Annotated in this window: 26 protein-coding genes and 1 pseudogene; 14 read left to right on the top strand and 13 right to left on the bottom strand. The window is 57.8% G+C overall.

Annotation, left to right across the window (positions count from 1 at the left end; all coding sequences use genetic code 11):
* The coding region (locus FGL94_RS17055; protein ID WP_144927790.1) for an amidohydrolase family protein at positions 1 to 1,353 on the bottom strand (1,353 nt) is incomplete at its 3' end.
* A gap of 328 nt (positions 1,354 to 1,681) precedes the next feature.
* Between FGL94_RS17055 and FGL94_RS17050 the strand changes: the two genes are divergently transcribed.
* The 8 genes from FGL94_RS17050 (at position 1,682) to FGL94_RS17015 (ending at position 7,381) form a co-directional block, all read left to right on the top strand.
* Positions 1,682 to 3,070 carry a permease gene (locus FGL94_RS17050; RefSeq protein ID WP_144927787.1) on the top strand — a complete coding sequence of 463 codons (1,389 nt, stop codon included), beginning with the start codon at positions 1,682 to 1,684 and terminating at the stop codon, positions 3,068 to 3,070.
* Between the two features lie 125 nt (positions 3,071 to 3,195).
* Entirely contained in the window at positions 3,196 to 3,777 is a 582-nt protein-coding gene (locus FGL94_RS17045) for a helix-turn-helix transcriptional regulator (protein WP_004048657.1), read from the top strand.
* A 33-nt stretch (positions 3,778 to 3,810) separates the two neighbouring features.
* On the top strand, positions 3,811 to 4,515 hold the full coding sequence (locus FGL94_RS17040; protein ID WP_123624180.1) for a DUF7546 family protein: 705 nt from the start codon (positions 3,811 to 3,813) through the stop codon (positions 4,513 to 4,515).
* A 272-nt stretch (positions 4,516 to 4,787) separates the two neighbouring features.
* Positions 4,788 to 5,105, top strand: a complete 318-nt coding sequence (locus FGL94_RS17035; protein ID WP_004048656.1) for a hypothetical protein — start codon at positions 4,788 to 4,790, stop codon at positions 5,103 to 5,105.
* Between the two features lie 63 nt (positions 5,106 to 5,168).
* The gene (locus FGL94_RS17030) at positions 5,169 to 5,516 is read left to right on the top strand and encodes an SHOCT domain-containing protein (RefSeq protein WP_049986201.1); all 348 of its coding nucleotides are present in this window, start codon (positions 5,169 to 5,171) and stop codon (positions 5,514 to 5,516) included.
* A 105-nt stretch (positions 5,517 to 5,621) separates the two neighbouring features.
* Positions 5,622 to 6,038 carry a DUF302 domain-containing protein gene (locus FGL94_RS17025; protein WP_004048654.1) on the top strand — a complete coding sequence of 139 codons (417 nt, stop codon included), beginning with the start codon at positions 5,622 to 5,624 and terminating at the stop codon, positions 6,036 to 6,038.
* Between the two features lie 6 nt (positions 6,039 to 6,044).
* On the top strand, positions 6,045 to 6,398 hold the full coding sequence (locus FGL94_RS17020) for an SHOCT domain-containing protein (protein WP_049983674.1): 354 nt from the start codon (positions 6,045 to 6,047) through the stop codon (positions 6,396 to 6,398).
* Between the two features lie 134 nt (positions 6,399 to 6,532).
* Positions 6,533 to 7,381, top strand: a complete 849-nt coding sequence (locus FGL94_RS17015; protein ID WP_241659230.1) for a plastocyanin/azurin family copper-binding protein — start codon at positions 6,533 to 6,535, stop codon at positions 7,379 to 7,381.
* A 135-nt stretch (positions 7,382 to 7,516) separates the two neighbouring features.
* Here the strand turns inward: FGL94_RS17015 and FGL94_RS17010 are convergent, their stop codons facing one another.
* The 8 genes from FGL94_RS17010 to FGL94_RS16975 all read right to left on the bottom strand — a co-directional run bounded on the left by FGL94_RS17010 (position 7,517) and on the right by FGL94_RS16975 (position 12,705).
* On the bottom strand, positions 7,517 to 8,269 hold the full coding sequence (locus FGL94_RS17010; RefSeq protein ID WP_142980486.1) for an ABC transporter permease: 753 nt from the start codon (positions 8,267 to 8,269) through the stop codon (positions 7,517 to 7,519).
* On the bottom strand, positions 8,266 to 8,868 hold the full coding sequence (locus FGL94_RS17005; RefSeq protein WP_241659229.1) for an ABC transporter permease: 603 nt from the start codon (positions 8,866 to 8,868) through the stop codon (positions 8,266 to 8,268). The genes FGL94_RS17010 and FGL94_RS17005 overlap by 4 nt, the downstream gene beginning before the upstream one ends.
* 127 nt (positions 8,869 to 8,995) lie before the next feature.
* On the bottom strand, positions 8,996 to 9,619 hold the full coding sequence (locus FGL94_RS17000; RefSeq protein WP_142980484.1) for an ABC transporter ATP-binding protein: 624 nt from the start codon (positions 9,617 to 9,619) through the stop codon (positions 8,996 to 8,998).
* 216 nt (positions 9,620 to 9,835) lie between these two features.
* Positions 9,836 to 10,438 (bottom strand): winged helix-turn-helix transcriptional regulator, encoded by a 603-nt coding sequence (locus FGL94_RS16995; protein WP_142980483.1) that lies wholly within the window; start codon positions 10,436 to 10,438, stop codon positions 9,836 to 9,838.
* An 83-nt stretch (positions 10,439 to 10,521) separates the two neighbouring features.
* Positions 10,522 to 10,662 (bottom strand): YHS domain-containing protein, encoded by a 141-nt coding sequence (locus tag FGL94_RS16990; protein ID WP_142980482.1) that lies wholly within the window; start codon positions 10,660 to 10,662, stop codon positions 10,522 to 10,524.
* Positions 10,663 to 11,009: 347 nt separating this feature from the next.
* On the bottom strand, positions 11,010 to 11,891 hold the full coding sequence (locus FGL94_RS16985; RefSeq protein WP_142980481.1) for a class I SAM-dependent methyltransferase: 882 nt from the start codon (positions 11,889 to 11,891) through the stop codon (positions 11,010 to 11,012).
* A 7-nt stretch (positions 11,892 to 11,898) separates the two neighbouring features.
* Positions 11,899 to 12,099: a hypothetical protein gene (locus FGL94_RS19020; RefSeq protein WP_394348376.1), complete on the bottom strand. Its 201-nt coding sequence runs from the start codon at positions 12,097 to 12,099 to the stop codon at positions 11,899 to 11,901.
* 222 nt (positions 12,100 to 12,321) lie between these two features.
* A complete protein-coding gene (locus tag FGL94_RS16975; protein ID WP_142980480.1) occupies positions 12,322 to 12,705 on the bottom strand; it encodes a DUF411 domain-containing protein in 384 nt (127 codons plus the stop codon).
* Here FGL94_RS16975 and FGL94_RS16970 point away from each other — a divergent pair.
* From FGL94_RS16970 to FGL94_RS18690, 3 genes and pseudogenes are all read left to right on the top strand, one after another.
* The gene (locus FGL94_RS16970) at positions 12,678 to 13,652 is read left to right on the top strand and encodes a PLP-dependent cysteine synthase family protein (protein WP_142980530.1); all 975 of its coding nucleotides are present in this window, start codon (positions 12,678 to 12,680) and stop codon (positions 13,650 to 13,652) included. The two genes, FGL94_RS16975 and FGL94_RS16970, sit on opposite strands and share 28 nt — an antisense overlap.
* Positions 13,649 to 14,512 (top strand): annotated as a pseudogene (locus FGL94_RS16965) (PLP-dependent transferase); the annotation flags it as partial. The gene FGL94_RS16970 and the pseudogene FGL94_RS16965, both read left to right, overlap by 4 nt.
* A 204-nt stretch (positions 14,513 to 14,716) precedes the next feature.
* Positions 14,717 to 14,857 (top strand): universal stress protein, encoded by a 141-nt coding sequence (locus tag FGL94_RS18690; protein WP_394348377.1) that lies wholly within the window; start codon positions 14,717 to 14,719, stop codon positions 14,855 to 14,857.
* Between the two features lie 12 nt (positions 14,858 to 14,869).
* Here FGL94_RS18690 and FGL94_RS16955 read toward each other — a convergent pair whose 3' ends face one another.
* The 3 genes from FGL94_RS16955 to FGL94_RS16945 are packed head-to-tail and all read right to left on the bottom strand — an operon-like array spanning position 14,870 to position 15,789.
* The gene (locus tag FGL94_RS16955) at positions 14,870 to 15,145 is read right to left on the bottom strand and encodes a DUF7521 family protein (RefSeq protein WP_142980479.1); all 276 of its coding nucleotides are present in this window, start codon (positions 15,143 to 15,145) and stop codon (positions 14,870 to 14,872) included.
* 3 nt (positions 15,146 to 15,148) lie between these two features.
* Positions 15,149 to 15,436, bottom strand: coding sequence for a DUF7521 family protein (locus tag FGL94_RS16950; protein WP_142980478.1), 288 nt, complete (start codon positions 15,434 to 15,436; stop codon positions 15,149 to 15,151).
* A 2-nt stretch (positions 15,437 to 15,438) separates the two neighbouring features.
* Entirely contained in the window at positions 15,439 to 15,789 is a 351-nt protein-coding gene (locus FGL94_RS16945) for a winged helix-turn-helix domain-containing protein (protein WP_142980477.1), read from the bottom strand.
* A 116-nt stretch (positions 15,790 to 15,905) separates the two neighbouring features.
* Here FGL94_RS16945 and FGL94_RS16940 point away from each other — a divergent pair, with 116 nt between their 5' ends.
* Together FGL94_RS16940 and FGL94_RS16935 are read left to right on the top strand one after the other, a co-directional pair.
* Positions 15,906 to 16,553: a plastocyanin/azurin family copper-binding protein gene (locus FGL94_RS16940; RefSeq protein WP_142980476.1), complete on the top strand. Its 648-nt coding sequence runs from the start codon at positions 15,906 to 15,908 to the stop codon at positions 16,551 to 16,553.
* A 126-nt stretch (positions 16,554 to 16,679) separates the two neighbouring features.
* The gene (locus tag FGL94_RS16935; protein WP_144927785.1) at positions 16,680 to 17,039 is read left to right on the top strand and encodes a hypothetical protein; all 360 of its coding nucleotides are present in this window, start codon (positions 16,680 to 16,682) and stop codon (positions 17,037 to 17,039) included.
* Here FGL94_RS16935 and FGL94_RS16930 read toward each other — a convergent pair.
* Entirely contained in the window at positions 17,032 to 17,565 is a 534-nt protein-coding gene (locus FGL94_RS16930; protein WP_144927782.1) for a hypothetical protein, read from the bottom strand. The genes FGL94_RS16935 and FGL94_RS16930 overlap by 8 nt on opposite strands.
* Before the next feature lie 210 nt (positions 17,566 to 17,775).
* On the opposite strand from FGL94_RS16930, the gene FGL94_RS16925 reads away from it, so the two are divergent.
* The gene (locus tag FGL94_RS16925) at positions 17,776 to 18,444 is read left to right on the top strand and encodes a S16 family serine protease (RefSeq protein ID WP_186313440.1); all 669 of its coding nucleotides are present in this window, start codon (positions 17,776 to 17,778) and stop codon (positions 18,442 to 18,444) included.
* Positions 18,445 to 18,516 lie beyond the last annotated feature (72 nt).

The following is an 18,516-nucleotide window of genomic DNA, read 5'->3' as shown; positions in this document are numbered from 1 at the left end:
ACCAATGTCTAACTCCCAGCCTGTCTCGTCCATGAAGCGTTCGACAGCCTGATTTACTCGCTGTCGCACGTCGTCCGAGTCCATTGTCTCGGGCACACCATTCCGGAGGACGACGTCGCCGTCAACGATCACTGTCTCGACGTCGGCCGGGACCGCGTTGTTCACGACGTGTGCGGGAACGTTGGTCAGTGGCGTGAACTTCGGTTTGTCGACGTCGAGGAGGATAATATCCGCGCGCTTTCCCGCTTCGATACTGCCGATCTCGTCGCCCATCCCCAGCGCGCGTGCGCCCTCGATAGTGAGCATTCGTATCAGTTCCATCGAGTCGAACTGCCCGGCTGAACGCTTGAGATTTGCCGCCAGCCGAGCTTGCCGCGCTTCACCGAACATGCTGTACGAGTCGTGCCAGTAGTGGTCGTCAATCCCTACTCCGACGTCGACGCCGGCGGCTCGAAGCTCGGGAACGGGCGTCCACTGCGTCTCCCCGTCCGGATTCCAGTAACAGAAGACGGACGGGCAGTGCGCAACAGCCGCGTCCGCCTCGGCGGTTCGCTGGATGTCCTCTTCGTCGCCGAGGCGGAAGTGAGCAGCGACCAGTCGGTCGTCCAGGAGTCCAACGTCGTCGAGCAATCCTACCGAGTCCTCGCCACCGTTCGCTCGTGCCATCGTGTTACTCTCCTCGAGTTCGAGCAAGTGCGTGTGGACGAGCAGGTCCGGATACTCTGCGGCGAGGGATGCGGTCCGTTCCCACAGCTGCCGGGTACACGACCAGTCGTCGTGCGGGCAGATCGTCGCCCTGATTCGGCCGTCGTACGTGTCGTGGTACGTTTCGACGAACTCGCGAGCACGGGCGAACTGCTGATCGACTGGTTGGTCCCAGAAGAGGTCCGAGATCGCCGGGCCGAAAAATCCGCGGAGCCCTGCTTCCCCGAACGCCTCTGCACCTGCGGCAGGCCGTGCGTCCATGGAGTTCACGGTCGTGACACCGCCCAGGAGGAAATTGAGCGCTGCGAGCTCGACGCCTGCCTCGACGAGGTACTCGAATTCGCCGTTCCCTAGTCTGTTAAACAAGGCCGTCCCACTCCCGAGCATCTCCGTCAGCTCGAGTTCGCTAAACGCACCGATGAGCGGTGTCATCTCCAGGTGCGTGTGGGCGTTCACCAACCCCGGCATCACCAGTTTCCCGTTCCCGTCGATAACGGTGGATGCTTCTAATTCTCCGTCTCCTGCACGTGATGGTCGGACTTCTTCGATACAGCCATCGGTGATGCATACTGTGCCGCGCTCGTACAGGCGGTTCCGCTCGTCGGCTGTGAGAACGAGTGCATCATGGATTGCCAGATCGACAGCCATCGTAAATTAGGAAGTGGATGTGACAGTTACCGTACTGGACAACCGAGCAGGCCGGCGAAGGCTGTTCTTCCAGGTGGTGTTCCCCTCATTTGGGATATCATCGGTCTCTACTGGTCCCATTAGCCTCTAATACGTCGGCGTGATTTAATCAGATTCCCCTTTTGAATCTGAAGTCGGATTCCGTGGAGCTTGTGGAGGTTTGCAATGTTTTCCCCTCTTCACGATAGATCATCTATGGCCGACGGTTACGATGCCATAGTACTGATACCCTCATAGGCAGTATATTCTAACCAAAACCGCAATAGATGATCCCTACAATGATACACCTATGCAGGCGACGATAATCGACGGAGTTCTTGAATCCCTTCGTATCGGTGTCGGATTTCTCTGGACGGCGGCGTGGGCGATCATCATGGGCCTCACGATTACGAGTCTGGTCCAGGTCTACGTCTCGAAGGAGCGGATGGCACAGGTGCTGGGTGAGGGCGATCTAACTGGACTTACCAAGGCGACTGTGTTCGGAGCAGCAAGCAGTGGCTGTAGTTTCGGCGCCGTCGCCATCGGGAAGGGCCTGTTCAAGAAGGGGGCGCACGCGGTGAACTTCCTCGCGTTCATGTTCGCGTCGACGAACCTCATCGTCGAACTAGGGCTGATGATTCTCATCCTGCTTGGCTGGGAGTTCCTCGTCGCGGAACTGCTCGGCGGCCTGATTCTCATCGCCGTCATGGCCGCCATCGTCCACCTTACGCTTCCCGAAAACCTGTTTAACGAAGTCCGCGAGAAGCTCAACGAGCGCGACCGCCAGGCGGGCCTCACCGAAGATCCCACCTGCGGGATGGAGGGGAAAGACGAGTACACGCTCACGACCGACGGCGGTGAGACGCTCAAATTCTGCTCGGAGGGCTGTATGGAGACCTATCGCCAGGAGACGTCGAGTAGCGGCGGGTGGCGTGACGAGTTGCTGTCGTGGGGTGGCTGGTACAAGGTCGGGAATCAGTACCGCAAGGAGTGGTCGATGATCTGGAAAGACATCGTCGCCGGCTTCCTTATTTCTGGGTTCGTCATCGTCTTCGTCCCGCAGTGGGTGTGGAACACGCTGTTCATTCAGGGCGACGGCCTGCTCGTGACTGCCGAGAACGCCGTCATGGGCGTCATCATCGCCGTCCTCAGTTTCGTCGGCAGTATGGGCAACGTCCCGTTCGCCGTCGCGCTGTGGGGCGGTGGCGTCAGCTTCGCCGGGATCATCGCGTTCGTCTACGCCGACCTCATCACCGTGCCCGTGCTGAACGTCTACCGGAAGTACTACGGCTGGAAGATCATGCTGTACATCCTTGGCGTCTTCTTCGTGACGATGGCGTTCACTGGCTTCCTCATGGAGTTGCTGTTCGACGCCCTCGGCATCGTACCAGATCTGGCCGGTGGCGAGACGGCGACCGAACAGACGTACTTCGAGCTCAACTACACGTTCTACCTCAATATTATCGCCTTCGCGCTCTCCGGGTTCCTCCTGTATGTCTACCGACGTGGAATCGGCGCACCAGGTCAGTATCGTGATCCGGTGTGTGGCATGCGGACCGACGATGAGGGGCCGAGTGCGTCCAATGATGGGATGACGTACTATTTTTGCTCGAAGACCTGTAAGCGGGCATTCGAGGAAGAGCCCACGGAATTTGCTGATCAAAGCCCGCAGATAACAAACCACGATCACGATCACTGATAGATGTACTGTGGTTCATCCGCTGTGAAGCACTTCATCATCGCACCTTCAATCCGCAATTGTCACACCTGTCGCGCCAAAATTGATTGTATGAGCAGTCAGATATCGAAACAAGGGGATGTCATATGAACCAACGTCCAGCGGATACCGTCGTTGGTGTGCTCCTTGGGTTCGTCCTCTTGGCTGGCGGACTACTCAGTTGGCGGGCCTATCAACAGCGTCGCGCTATCGAGCAGTCGATGGGGCCGATGATGGACTCGTCTATGGGGGCGATTCACGGTCCAGATCCTCTCTGGTACGTGGTTGGAACCCTTCTGGTCGCAGGCAGTATCGGTGGCATCTATTACGTGGTTCGAGGGAATCTCATCGATTCGACAACCGACTCAGCGGATCACATCGACCCCGATCAGGTATCGGAGGCAACGCCTACATCGATAGACGATGACGCCTCGCCGGCGACGCCTATCAATCCTGAATCGGATCCGCAAGCGCGCGTTCTCGATCTCTTACCGGATGATGAACGACGCGTCCTTGAACCCGTCCTGAACTCGCCTGGAATCACGCAGATCGAACTTCGGGATCGATCTGAGTTCTCAAAGAGTAAAGTGAGCCAGACCGTGAGTTCACTCGAGGAGCGCGGGCTGCTGTATCGGGAACGACAGGGTCGAACCTACCGCGTGTATCCGAGTGATGACCTGCAGAACTAACAGACGTAGAAATTCATACTAACACTACCCATCATGTCACAAGCAACACTCGAAACTGATCGCATTAGCCGGGTTCTCAAGTCAAGCACGTGGCTCAATCTCCTCCTCGCCGCACAGTTGATCGCCGGGTTGGTGTACGCATATTTCACAGGAGATATGGGGAGCCGGTGGACCCATTTCGTCCTTCCATTTATTTGGTTCACCGCCTCAGTCTGGGTGATCTGGCACACTCGACCTGTAACGAAACGTCGAGTGTATCGTATTGGTGCCGCACTTGTCGTTGCTCTATATCTCATCGTGATGTTTTATTTTTCAGGATTACTTGGACCGAGCACCTCTCATTTCGGGCAGCTCACTGGACCAAGCGGCTTCGGAATAACGTGGGGTCGATCTTTGGGATGGAGTCCGGTCTTCGTCTATACAGGTGACCTGATCACGGTCTCGCTCATTCCTTACCAAGCGGTTGGCCTGTTCGCGCTGGCGTATCTCGTCTATGATGCATTGCTTGATTTCTCGCAGTCGGCAGTCGGAGGAATAGTCGGGATTGTGGCGTGCCCTGCCTGCGTTAGCCCGTTGTTTGCCGTACTACTTGCAGGCGGACTGAGTGGTTCTTCAACGATGTTATTGCTTGGTGCGTATGGCTACGAAATTGCGACCGTTCTGTTCCTCATGACAATTGGAATCCTCTACCATCGTCAGGCACTCACGAGGCAGTATCACCAGTTCCGAGGGAACTGATCCATCTCGTTCGTGGTCAGCAATACCCGAGCCTCCCTCGCCGCCTGAACCGTGGTTATTGTCTGGATCGCCGCAATGAGGTGAACAGTCTCGACGGATCCCCTTTGCTCTCACCATTCCTCTGATCCTTTCGAATTCGGCAGGTATGAACGATCCCGTCAGTAGAAAACGTTTAGATGGCGTTATAGACGTTCTTGAACGCTCTCCTGTTTGAGTTCACTCCCACGAAGATAACTCCGAACCCACCGTATGACTACTTGAGGCGAAAAACAATGACCAACCGAAACCTCGGACGATGGCTGCTCGTGGTGCTCGCGATTGTCGGACTCGCGTTTGCCGCCCCGGTAGTTAGCGCACACGGTGACGAACCGATCCAGGGGAACGAGACGGCAGCTGAAGGGACGCCAGCCGATGGTAGTGCAGCAGACTGGGCGGCCTGGATGGAAGGTCACATGACCGACTACATGGGCCCGAATGCCGTTGACGAGATGGAAGCGCACATGGGCGTGACCGTCGACGAGATGGCCCAAGATATGGCGGACGACAATCACACCGCGACGGGGATGAACGGACAGGGGTACGGCTGCTAACGATCCCTGTTCGGATCCTCGTCTGACACGATAGATATTCGACTTACTGACTCAACGATCACAATGACACACTACACCAACACTCTCGGGCGGACGACTCGTCGAATCGCAATACTAGCGGTTCCGCTGTTGATTGTAGCAACGGGCACCGCAGCGGCTCACGGTGGTGGAGGCTACGGCGGCGGTATGATGGGTAGCGGCGGTTGGGGGGTCTTCAGCGGTGGAATGGGCCTCTGGAGCTTCCTTTGGATGGGGCTCCTAATCGTCGTCCCGCTCTATCTCGTCTACTCACTCCTCAACAGAGATTCTGAGAGGAGTGATAGTCGGCCGCTTTCGGTTCTTCGTGAGCGTTACGCTCGCGGTGAACTCTCCGATGAAGAGTTCGAACGTCGACGAAAGCAACTCGAGTAGTGCCCATGACCGAAATAGAAGGAGCATCGTCGAGAAAAAATTCTCGTCTGCCAGTTGGGGCGACGGGACCGAACGCTTAAGTGCGTAAACAGGATACAGTATTACATGAGTTACACAATACAAACCAAGATTGATGGAGAGTTCGACGATGTCGTCGACGCAACGAATGCCGCGCTCAAAGACGAGGGATTCGGTGTTCTCTGTGACATCGACATTCAGGCGACGCTCAAGGAGAAACTCGGTGAGGAGTTCCGCCAGTATCGCATCCTCGGTGCGTGCAATCCTCCGCTGGCATACGAAGGGTTGAGTGTAGAAACTGAACTCGGTGCGCTCTTGCCCTGTAACGTCATCGTCTACGAGAACGATGACGGCGTCATCGTGGTGAGTGCGGTCGACCCGGAACAGTTAGTCGGGATCGCTGATAACGACGCGCTTGACTCCGTCGCGACCGAGGTCAGCGAACGATTCGACCGCGTACTGGCAGCCGTAACTGACGAGTTCGGATCCGCATCGGAGGCCTGATCTCTGATGGCATCATCGGATCAACTGGATACGACGACGATACTGCTCATCGTCCTCGGAGCGTTCATCCTCCTTCCCTTGCTCACAATGGGTATGGGGTTCGGTGGGATGATGGGATACGGAGGAATGATGGGCCAGTACGGTACCACAGGTGGTTGGTGGCCCCTCATCGGGATGCTCGTCCCGGTCATCTTCCTCCTTGCGCTTCTGGGCGGTGGATATCTCATCTTCCGGCGGATGAGCGAGACACAGACGTCTCATAATCCCGCGATGGAAGAGTTACGTCTGGCGTACGCTCGTGGCGATCTCACGGACGAAGAGTTCGAAGCCCGACGAGAAAAGCTCGAACAATCAGAGTGACCACTACCCAAACCGCGTTTCACCCGTTTGAACACCTGCGGATCGACTCGAGGGTATCGAAACCAACCGTTCGGCAGCATCGTTCCGTTACATCGAAATGGTGTGCTCGATTCAGCATATGGTTATGAGTAGTAATGGGAACAAACGACAAGTTCGGAGTGAGTCACGTCCGAAGTCTTCGCACCAGTATCGCGCGTAGCTACCCACCGAAGAATGATCCAGACAACATGACACATCACAGCCGACGTCAATTCTTAGGCATTGTCGGTGCCAGCGCAGTCGCCAGCACCGGCTTTGCTCAGTCAGCGAACGCACAGGAGACGCCCATCGTGGAGATGGGAAACAATTACTTCGACCCAATCGGCCTACGTGTTGATCCCGGGACAACCGTTCAATTTGAACTCGCAGCGGGGGCACATTCCGCTACGGCGTACGCAGATCGTATTCCGGAGGGCGCTTCCGCCTTCGATAGTGGGACGATCTCAGACGGGAGCTTCGAATATACGTTCGAAACGCCAGGGACGTATGATTACTACTGCATCCCGCACAAGTCGATTGGGATGGTCGGACGGATCGTAGTTGGCAGTCCTGGCGGACCGGCAGAGGAGGATTCAATCCCGGATGGAGAGGTCCCATCGAGTGAGGCGATTGTTGACCAGGGTACAGTCGCCTACGGCTCAAGCAGCGATGGAAGCGGGAATACTGGTGGTGGAATGATGGGACGAGGTGGTTCTGGAATGATGAGTGGCCGCAACGGAGGTGGAGTTGGAGGGCTACCAGCTGTTGGTGGCGTACTCGGAATGCTGGGCGTTCTCGGTGGCGGGCTCTACTGGCTTGGAAACCAAAATTCTCCTCGATCGGCTACCGACGACTCAGCCAGAAAAACGCTCCAGAACCGCTATGCCAGGGGCGAAATTGACGAGGAGGAGTATAGACGCCGCCGTGAGCGATTAGATGCTACTGATGAGGACTTCTCCAACTGATTGCCACCGTGAGAGGGTGAACTGATCGGGGTCAAGTGATTCGGGGATTAGAGAATACCGTCCTCACCGATACCTTTGATTTCAGAACGATCCCGTGACCTGTTTTGTTCTATTTATGACTGATCTCTCTTGTGATCAACTCGCCTGCGTGACTCTGTAATATATACCAATTGCGAGCACGGCTACGAGGAGAAGATATCCAGTAGCCCACACCAACGAGAGAGCCGTATCTACGTCGGTTGTGAGTCCGGTATCGACCATTACACGGACTGGCCAATAGCCCGGAAAGAGTTTCATCCACCAATCAGGTTCAGATTGAATGAACAGCGGATCCTGAAACAGTCCGATATCGAGCATCGGGAGAATCAGCATTAGCCACATCCCGGCTAGGCGGTTGAAGACGGCCCCGACGAGCATCCCGATGAGGCCATACGTGAGCGAGACGACGAGCATCGCTGCGACGAACCACCAGAGATACTCGGGCTGGAAATCGACGCGCATCACACCAACTGAGACACCGGTGACGATGAGAGTAATTGCTGCGAGAACCCCAAACCGGGCAGCGATTACCTGTCGTGCACGATAGCCCGCGACTGCCAGACGACCGTCCGTGTCTTTGGCTTCTCGCATCAGGAACAACCCGGCGAGTCCGGCGATGAGAGCACTCGTAATCGGCGTCATAATCACGCCGTGGACCTCCGGCATTCCCCGCATCACCGTCACCGTCTCACCGTCGACGAGCGTTCGAACCGGCATCTCGACATTTTGGGTGACTGCGAACGCCAACGTGATGAACGAGACCGGTAAGACGACCAGCAGAGCGACGAGGACGTAGTTTCGCACCTGTTCTTTGATACCGATTGAGAACGCCGTTGTCGTGCGGTTCATGCGGACCACCCCCCACTGGTGCGCATCGTCATTCCGAACACTACGGTGACGAGTACGAGCAAGACCAACAGGTATCCGGCAACGAAGCCGAGATTACCTGTCGTATATGTGCCCTGGAACATCGCCTCCTGAAGGAGTTCCTTCGGATGATAGAGCGGGAAGTATTCCACGAACTCAGGAATGTCAGCAGCCAGCGGGCTGTCGCCACTGAGGAACGCATCCATCATCGCGAGGAACACCACGACGAGCGAGCCTTCGAACAGTCGTGGAAGGAGCGCACCGACGAGTGCGCCGAGAAACGCATAGACGAGGCCAGCAAGGACGAGGAATACGAACGTCAGGACAGGGGCTTCCGGTGAAATTGTCAGCCAAAGCACGCCGTAGTTCACGGCAGCCACGACGACCGTGACCCCTCCGAGCGTCGCTAATCGAGTCGCAAGCAATGTCCGAGGTGGATAGCCCGTCTGGACGAGCCGACGATCGGCTGTACGCGCACTGATCATCTGGGTGAGTCCCATCAGGCCGGCGATGATAGCGATCCCGAATATCGCTCCGAGGAGGCGACCCAGATCGATCGGAATCGCCTCAACTGTCGGCATAGTTGGCAACCCCGCCATCGCTTGTCCCCAGCCTTCGATAACGACAACCGGAAGTAGGAGTGCTAAGACGACATCCAGGGGGGTTCTGAGGAAGGTGGAGACGTTCGATCGAATCCCTGTTCGAACCCTATTCATCGGTCGCTTCCCCCCGTTCACTGGCCGTTGCATCAGTCTCGGCTTCTTGATCAGTCACGTCGTAGACTTGTCCGTCACGAACCTCGTAGATGCGGTCGAGACGACTTTGTTCCTCGATCAGGTGTGAAATCATCGTGACAGCTGTTCCGTCAGCAGCGAGTTCCTCTGCGAGATCCCAGAACGTGAGATACGTCTCCCAGTCGAATCCAGTGTAGGGCTCGTCCAGCATGAGGACGTCCGGGTTGTGCATCAGGGCGATACTGAGATTGATTTTCTGCCGGTTACCACCGCTGAGTTGGTCGATTCGGTAGTCAAGGTACTGCTCGAAATCGAGTTTCGACGCCAAGCGGTGTTTGGCCTCGTCGATTTCTTCGGCGGTCATTCCGTATCCGGAACCGAACAGTCGGAACGTCTCTCCGACCGTCAAGCGGTCGTAAAGCAGTGGTTCCTGTGGACACCAGCCAACGGTTCCCGTCCGTTCGACTGTTCCGGAATCCTGTTCGAGGACACCGACGAGGATGTTCATGAGCGTGGATTTGCCCGACCCGTTCGCGCCGACGATCCCGACGATTTCCCCCGTCCGAATTTCGAGATCGGCATCGGTGAGGACGGTCACTGACCGCGTAAATGGAAAACTCGATCCGTACGTTTTTTCAATCTCATTAGCACGGACGAGTACCTTGTTGCTTGTAGCTTCTCCTGTGGTGGTTGTGGACGCTTCCATAGGTGTATACACACGCTCCTAATTCACTACGATTACTGTTTCAAATCCAAACTATTAGCAGCAAACTCGTGAGTAATCAGGGATTGAGTACACAGCTAATGCTAGACTCTAAGCATCAGATTTCTCTTGACTTTCTGTATACTGTTCCCTATACGTTGTTTCACAGTTCTCACTGCAAAACTGCTGGAGTGAACCACCGACACGGGTGGCTAGTCCGTCTTCACCGACAGTGGTTCCGCAATTTGCACATTTGAGTGCGGATTCTGTCCCCTCGGCATACGCTGAGTGAGCAGTGCTCGACAGCAGTTGTACGTCGTATCGCCGCACGTCAGTCAGTGGTAGATATTGCTGTGCCCAGTTTCCGACTGTAGTCCGCGACGGCGTCGCAACAGCTACGATTTCGCCCTCCGCAGTTGTGAATACGTGTTCTACGGATGGGGTCTCGAGGATCGATTCTCGAAGAGAATCCGTCTTTCCGAACTCAGGCTGGAGGCGTACCATGACGTGTATCCGGTTTTCGTACTGTGTGAGGTCGAGATCAACGGTGAATCGACGAATGACACCTTCTTGCTCCAGTTGACGGACGCGTGCTGAAACCGACGGGGCTGAAAGATTTACTGCCTCAGCAATAGTACTGTATGGTCGTCTCGCGTTCTTCGCTAAAAGACGGAGGATTTCGCGATCCGTGTCGTCAAGTTCTGGTTGGGTCATCGAAAGGCGGAATGGGGGTGGGGGGATCGGGTGAATGGGGGTGGGTGTGGGGGGAGCTACGACGCAGGTGTGGGGTGTGACGGTTAGACGTAATCCTCCGGTGTCAAGGTGAACGTCTCCTTGCAGCCCTCGGCACAGAAGTAGTACGTTTGACCGTCGTACTCAGCTGTGGCCGCCGCATCCTTTTCATCGATGTCCATTCCACAGACTGGGTCAGTTGCCATTCGGTTTCACCCCACATCATACGTACGAGGGCCTAAATCAAGCAATTTGTTCTTAGTACTCCAAAGTCGAGATATTGAGCGATTTGAGCCGTGCTGCATAGTTTGGCTTGTCCGACCCCGGAATCAAGGATTAGTACCTCACAATACCGAACTATCGTCCGAGCATACCAATGGATTCCTATCCGTGTTTTTTATAAATACTAGAGTCTGGACCAATTCTAAATCTATGGGTCACGATCCAACACCGACAATCACGGGCGATGAAGATCCCGCAGGTCCATCCAAGTCCGGAGGATGCTCAAGCGTCGACATGACGATTCGATTCTTTCACGTCGTGTGAGTAGCAGTCAAGTGGCCTCTATTTCCGCAACGAAGATAACGTGCCGCAGGAACGGCAGCGCGTGGTGAGCCTTCCTCACCTGCTCAGTAATCGCTGCGGGATCGAGATCATACGTTCCCAACAGTCGTTCAATGAGTGCCCGGAGCGGGCTCGTGAGTAGCTGGAGGTACAGCGTCGTCCACTTTCGGAAGCGTCCGACGCTGTGTTTCGTGATATCTTCGACCGCTTTGAGCTCATAGCTGGTATCGTCGAGAGCGGCTTTGTATCCTTCAACAGTACCTAACGGCGGCATATCCCACGCATCCGAAAATGAATCGACTAATCTCCGTTCCGTTTCAATCGCGTCGGATTGTGTCACGAGATCGGAGACTACGAAAACCCCATCGGGTACGAGGGTATCTGCGACTGTAGCGAAAACGCGGTTTCGGTCGGGGAGGTATACAAGCGCGTCGATTGCAGTACACGCGGTAAACGAGTCCCTGGTGAACGGGAGTTGTGTCGCGTCGCCAACGACGAACTCGGAATCGAGGTGCATACCCCGTGCGTTCTCGGTTGCCATCTGGATGTTGTACGGAACGAGGTCGACACCAGTGGCGTTGAAGCCGAACCGATCGGCGAGATGGAGCGCTGGACCACCCCGACCGCAGCCGACATCGAGAAGTCGTACTCCCTCCGTTGCAGGTAGGTGCGATACGACCCTCGAGCCGACTTCCGTGACGAGGCGACGCTGACTCGAGCCGACAATATGTGGCTGGTACCACTCCGAGTAGCCGAGATTGAGGAACTCGTCAGTGTCGAGCAGGAGATCGAAGATCCGCCAGATATCGGCTCGCTCGCCGCGGTAGGAGAACTGGTCGGTGACTCGGTTGCGTAGAGTACTCTGATCCATCGGTCACCTACTCGAGTTCGAAAACCTCTGAATAGCAGTACTCGGATTCGTCGCAGTACGCGAGGTCGGTACACCCGCGAGGACGCTGGTAGTCGATTCCTTTGTGCCGTCGGAGATACGTCACGTAACCGTCGTCGACGCGGTCGAGGATGTCGTGACAGATCCACTTCTCCCCGTACCAGGTGGTGCCCAGATTTCGGTACGGCACAGGAAGATCGTCCGCTCGACCGAATCGACCTGTGGCGTCTCGACGATCCGGACACCGACAAGGCGATACGCAATGCGAAGACGGGTGACGACCGATTCTGGCGTATTCGCACCGAGGAAAAGTACGTACGCGAGCACATACCCGGGATCGTGGAGGAGTCGTCGAATCATCGTTCTGGGTGTGGACTGCCGTCCCAAAGTATCTTGACCAGGTCTTCTCTGTTCAGATTTCGGTGTACACGTCACCTGTCTTTCCGCCGCCGAGTTTGTAGACGGTGAATGTATTGGACTTCGTCCCGCCCATCCCCGGCGATCCGGACGGCATACCGGGCAACGCGATGCCGTCAATCGCCGGCTCTTCATCGAGCATCGTCGCGATAACCTCGGCAGGAACATGTCCTTCGACGACGTACTCATCGAGGACGAGTGTGTGACAGCTCTGTAGATCCGATGGAATCTCGTGTTGGCGCTTGAGATCCGTCACGTCCTCGATTTCGGTTTCCCCGAGCGACGTGTCGAGATGGTCACGGAGATACGACGCGTACCGTCCACAGATTGCCCACCACACGACCCAGAGACCTGACTCGTTACACCGACTCCGACGCATCGCTCCTCGAAACAATCGGCAACACCCCGATCGTCGAACTCGACGCGACGCCCAGCGACGTGTCCGTCTACGCGAAGCTGGAGATGTTCAACCCCGGCGGCAGCGTGAAAGACCGAATCGGCAAGCACATCCTCGAACGCGGCGACATCTCTCCCGGCGGCACGATTGTCGAACCGACAGCCGGAAACACCGGCATCGGAATGGCGATCGCCGCCACTCGACTCGGCCTCGAGACGGTCTTCGTCGTTCCCCGCGGATTCAGCAAGGAGAAAGAACGACTGATGGCCGCGCTCGGTGCGGAGATCGTTCACATCTCCGGTGATGCGGGGATGGGGGAGGCTGCCGAAACGCCCCACGAGATTACCGACCGGCGCGACGATGCCGTCGTCCCACAGCAGTTTGCGACGCCGTTGAACGTCGAGGCCCACTACGAGACGACGGGCTGGGAGATCCTCGATACGCTCGGCGAGCACGTCGGCACAATCGTTGCGGGCGTCGGTTCCAGCGGGACGCTGATGGGCGTCACCCGGGCCGTGCGTGAGCGTGTCCCCGACGTCCACGTCGTAGCCGTCGAGCCCTCCGGTTCGACGTTTGGCGAACTCCTGAACCGAGAACGCGAAGAGGCACCATACAAGACCAAAGGCATCGGCACACACGACCCGGACGTGACCGGGCTGCTCGATCCAGACGCTATTGACGACATTCGGACGGTTAGCGACCGGGACGCACACGCCGGAGTGACTCGTCTCGCCGCTGAAGAGGGGCATCTTGTCGGCTCCAGTTCTGGTGCGGCGAGCGTCGCTGCACGCGAGGTCGCCGAAGAGGCCGCGGCTGGTGAACTCGATCTCCCGGCACCGGCTGTCGTTACGGTGTTTCCCGATGGCAGCGAACGGTACCTCTCGAAGAACATCTACGGTTCCTTCGAGGCCTGGGAGGGGAAAGCATGAGCGACGACCAGAGAGACGAGACGCACGATGCTGGCCGGTTCGACACGCGGGCGATCCACGCAGGCCAGCGCCCGGACTCGGATACCGGCGCAGTCATGACGCCCATCTACGCCTCCTCGACGTTCGCCCAGGACGCGCCCGGCGATCACCGTGGCTACGAGTACTCGCGAACCGACAACCCGACGTGAGCGGCACTGGAAGCGAATCTCGCCAGCCTCGAAAACGGAGCGTACAGGCGGGCGTTCGCCAGCGGGATGGCCGCGATCAACACGGTCCTGAATCTGCTCGAAGCAGGCGATCACGTCGTGGTCGGCGAAGACGTCTACGGCGGGACCCATCGGCTATTCACGCAGGTCTACGAGGATTACGACCTCACGTTCGACTTCGTCGACACGACCGACCGCGACGCAGTCCGAGAGGCGGTCTCCTCGGCGACGGAAGTCGTGTGGCTCGAGACGCCGACGAATCCACTTATGTAGGGCGTCGATATCGCGGAGACCGCCGAAATCGTACACGAGTACGGCGCTCTCTGTACCGTGGACAACACATTCGCGACACCGTATCTCCAGCGCCCATTAGAGTTAGGCGCAGATATCGTCGCTCATTCGTTGACGAAGTACCTCGGCGAACACTCCGATGTCGTCGGCGGCGCCCTGGTCACGGACGACGAAGGTCTGGACGAGCAGTTGGGGTTCTACCAGAACAGCGTGGGAGCGACACCGGACCCGTTCGCGTGCTTCCTCGTCCTTCGCGGAACGAAGACGCTCCCCGTCCGGATGGACCGACACAGTGGGAACGCCCGCGACCTTGCGGCGTGGCTCGACGATCATCAGTCACTCACGCTCTTGATTTGGCTCGGACGTACGATCCGACACCTCATGCCCCCTACATTGTGGATAGAGTGCCTACGCGTCTCGTCCGGAATGGACGTGGGACAAACTGCAGCAAGTATTGGAGCAAAACGGAGAGACTGTCGTCGAAAATGTCCAGTCCCGGGCAGCTGCCGACGATGTTTCAGTCGTTGCTGAGATCACTCACGCTGTTCCTCATCAGGCAATAAGGAAATACTGGATCAACACGGAATCGACCTCGTCGTGATGGGAACACACGGACGATCCGGCCTTTCACGACGGCTCCTCGGAAGTGTGACCGAACAGGATCTCCGGAACTCAGATGAGTTCATTTTAACCATTCGAGGAGTATAGCCGTGGCTCGAGCTACTGGCGAAGCGAGATGAGAAGCACCACGAATCCGAGACCGATGGCGACCGATTCGATGATATGGACGAAAGCGAGATCGAGCCCCCCGAACTCGAACAGTACTCCTTCGATGAACACACCGAGGGTGATGATCCCGAATCCGATTGCAGCGTTTCTCATATAGTACGTCCCCGTTCGTCGATAAGCCTCGAAACTGTAGTACGTGATCAGAATACCGAGGGCAAGGACAGCCAGGCGGACGGCCACGAGAACGGCTGTTGTCGTATCCACCATTAGTCAGTTCTCCAGTTTCTGCGGGTCACGTCCGTATAGAGCGTAGAGGATCGTGAGCATACCAATCGCGACGATGGTTGTTGCCACCGTTCCCGCATTATGTAAGGTCAGGCCAACCACGTCGAACAAGATTCCTTCGACGATTGCGCCGAAGCTGATAATGGCGAACCCGACCGCGAGGTACAGCATCGATTGACTGTTGCTACGTCGGTACCCTCGATAGGCCTGATAGGCGATCACGAATCCCAGAACCATTGTGACGAGCTTTGCGACGATGAGTCCGGGGTGCATGGTTATTCGTTCCTCATTGTGTTCCACAACCGAGCAAATCTGTCGGGCGCGTCTTCTCGAAGTTCGATACGGATGTCGAATCCTGATTCGAGGAGCTGGACCTCGACGCGGTCGAGTTGGGCTTCGTATTCGCTGTAATGATGACCGTCGGGATCAACGTGCGTTCGCTCGATAAGCAGATCGTACTCCAGTAACGTGTTGACCCGTCTGGAAACTGTCGAGACTGACATGTCACACTCTTCGCTGAGTTCCTTGGCGGACAGCTGTTTTGGGCGAGTCGCCTCGAGGATGGCGCGTGCATAGTCGTCGTCAAGGATTTCGAGAATCCCCGAGATGTCTCGCTCCTCACTCACAATCCGTGTTGTTGTGGGTGGGTATATAAAGGAACGCCGATTTGCTGACCCAGCAAATCTGCTTTCCGGACTATATGCCCAGACCGTGTAGGTTCACCTGTAAGGTGACCGATGCCATGACCGATTCACTCACGCGTCGACGGATGCTCCAGCTGACTGGCGGTGCGGCAGTCGTTGGGCTTGCCGGGTGCACTGGAACGCAGAACAACGATGGCGGAGCGGCAAACGGCACGCCGACTGAGACTGGCCACGACGACGGCGGCACGGAGTCCGGTCACAGCGACGACGAGGATGACCACGACGAAGCAGTCGGGGCACCGTCCGATACGGCCGAGGTGCGGATGATTACCGAGGACGGTGGCTACCACTTCGAGCCCCACGTCGTGCGGGTGAACGTCGGGGGAACGGTCACCTGGAACAACGAGAGTGGGAGTCACTCGACGACCGCCTACCACCCCGACAACGACCAGCCCCAGCTCGTCCCCGACGGCGCAGCGGCCTGGGACAGCGGCATCGTCTCCGAGCAGGGTGCGACGTTCGAACACACCTTCGAGACCGAGGGTGTCTACCACTACTACTGTACGCCCCACGAGAGCCTCGGGATGATCGGTAGCGTCATCGTCGGTGAGCCGGACCCCCACGAGCAGGTCGCACTCGAAGAGCCGCCGGCCGACAAGCCCGAGCGCGTCCGCGAGAAGCTCGAAGAACTCAATGGGATGATTCGGACGGCACTCGGCGACGACCACGAAGAGGACAGCCAGTAGACCCACATAGCTTTCCCACCGTAGCAAGCACTTCTCATCAGGACGGAGGAGCGTCGACGGATGGGTATTTCAACACAGCACCAAGATCGACCACTCGCGCTCTGGGCACTCATCGCGACGATTGGTGTGCTCGGCGTGTCGGGACTCGCCGGCGGCGGCCAGTTCATCCTCGCTCCCTCGGGGCGTCTTATTGGAATCTCGCCGACGCTTCTGGCTGGTTCCCCGTTCGATAGCTATCTGGTTCCCGGGGTCATCCTCTTCAGTATCCTCGGTGTGTTCCCGCTGGTCGTCGTGTACGGCCTCTTCCGTCGAAAACGATGGGCGTGGCCGGCGGCCATCGCCGTCGGCGTCGCGCTCGTCGTCTGGGTCCTCGTCGAAGGGGCCGTCATCGGATTCGGGAAACGGTTGCAGTATCCCCACCTAATCCAGGGTGTGGTGATTGTCGGTCTTTCAGTTCTTCCCTCTGTTCGAGCGGCTCTCAGATGAGAAGATTGTACCCGACGTGGGCGAGCGAAAGTGCGAGATACCCGAGCACGAGTGCCGCCAGGGTTCGCCGAGAGAGTGATGGGAACCCGATGTCGTCGGAGCCGTGAATCCGCTCGCCGAGTGCGTACGCGAACCGCCCGGCGAGTAACGCGAACGGCAGGTGGACGAACACCAGCGGGAGCACGAGCGAGTCGAACCGGACTGTCGCCTCCAGCCGCGACAGGTACTCGAGTTTGAGCACGAGTTCGAGGAGCGCAACGGTCAGCCCGGAGGCCACGGTCGCGAGCAACCCCTCGGTCTTCGAGAGGAGCGTCCCCCGACGGTAACTCCAGCCGTAGAAGACGAGTATCAATGGGACGAACCGGACGAATGCCTCCTCGACGAGTCCGACCAGAAGTGTCCAGGTCGCGAGGGTCGTCACTCCGAGCAAGAGAAGTTCGAACTGGTAGGCGATCCACACGCCGACCCCGGTCACGACGCTGCTCACGCCCACGAGCCCGACCAACGACCGATACCGGAGCGTCATGAGTGGTGATGAGACTGTGTCTATCCGTCGGTGCGCGACCGAAATAGGCGTACCCGTTCGAAACGCGTACACGAAGAGCCTTTATTACTGCACCCCTGTTACATGGTACCACGGGAACCCAGCGTAGCCACGCACCATACTGCTATGCCCACCGATGACTCCGCGTCCGTCTCTCGCCCGTCCGATACGGAAAGAGACGTTGTAGGACGGGTGGAGGAGACGATTCTGTCACGGCGGGGGTTCCTCGCAGGACTCGGCCTGGGGAGCGTCGGCGGCGCTGGGGTGGTTCTCGGTCTAACGCGAGCGGGGGAGGGTTTTCAGTCGCTGGCGACGCTTGCGGGTGGGGCCACGCTTCCCGCCCCAACGCGCTACTACCTTCCAGCGGTCGACAGCTTCGGTGACGGTCTCATCGTCCCGTTCGAGTTCGAGTTCACCGACGGGGACGGTGAACTGTTCGTCAACCTGAACGGAATCGAAGTCCGTCACGACCTCCAGCTCGCGCTCCGAGAAGCGAGGGAGACGGCCACACGTCTTACCGGGGAGTCGCTCACCAACACGGCGACGCACGTCACGTTCGAGCCCCCCGCCTCTGGTGTACTCGCACTCCGCGGGAAGAGCTGGGAGGCCGGTCTCACCGTCGCACTCGTCGCCAGCTTCCGTCAGGAGTCACTCTCACAGGAGACGCTCATCACGGGGATCGTCGACGACGAGGGCACGTTGCTCCCCGTCGGCGGGATCGAGACGAAAGCCCGCGCGGCGCGAGCAGTCGGCGCACGGGAGCTGATCGTCCCGGCGGGCGAACCGACGGACGTGGCTGTTCAAGGGTTCCGAATCGTCGAATCTCCCTCGATTACAGATGCACTCGACCGGATTCTGTGACCGGAGTGCCCCACGGCCGACGAAATCCATGGGAGCGATGATCCAGTCGTCAGATCGCCCACGGGAAACGAT

It is taken from the genome of Halorubrum salsamenti, from assembly GCF_007671685.1.
GTDB lineage: Archaea > Halobacteriota > Halobacteria > Halobacteriales > Haloferacaceae > Halorubrum > Halorubrum salsamenti.
The sequence above is the reverse complement of the archived record's forward strand: the minus strand, read 5'-3'. Positions and strand labels throughout refer to the sequence as shown.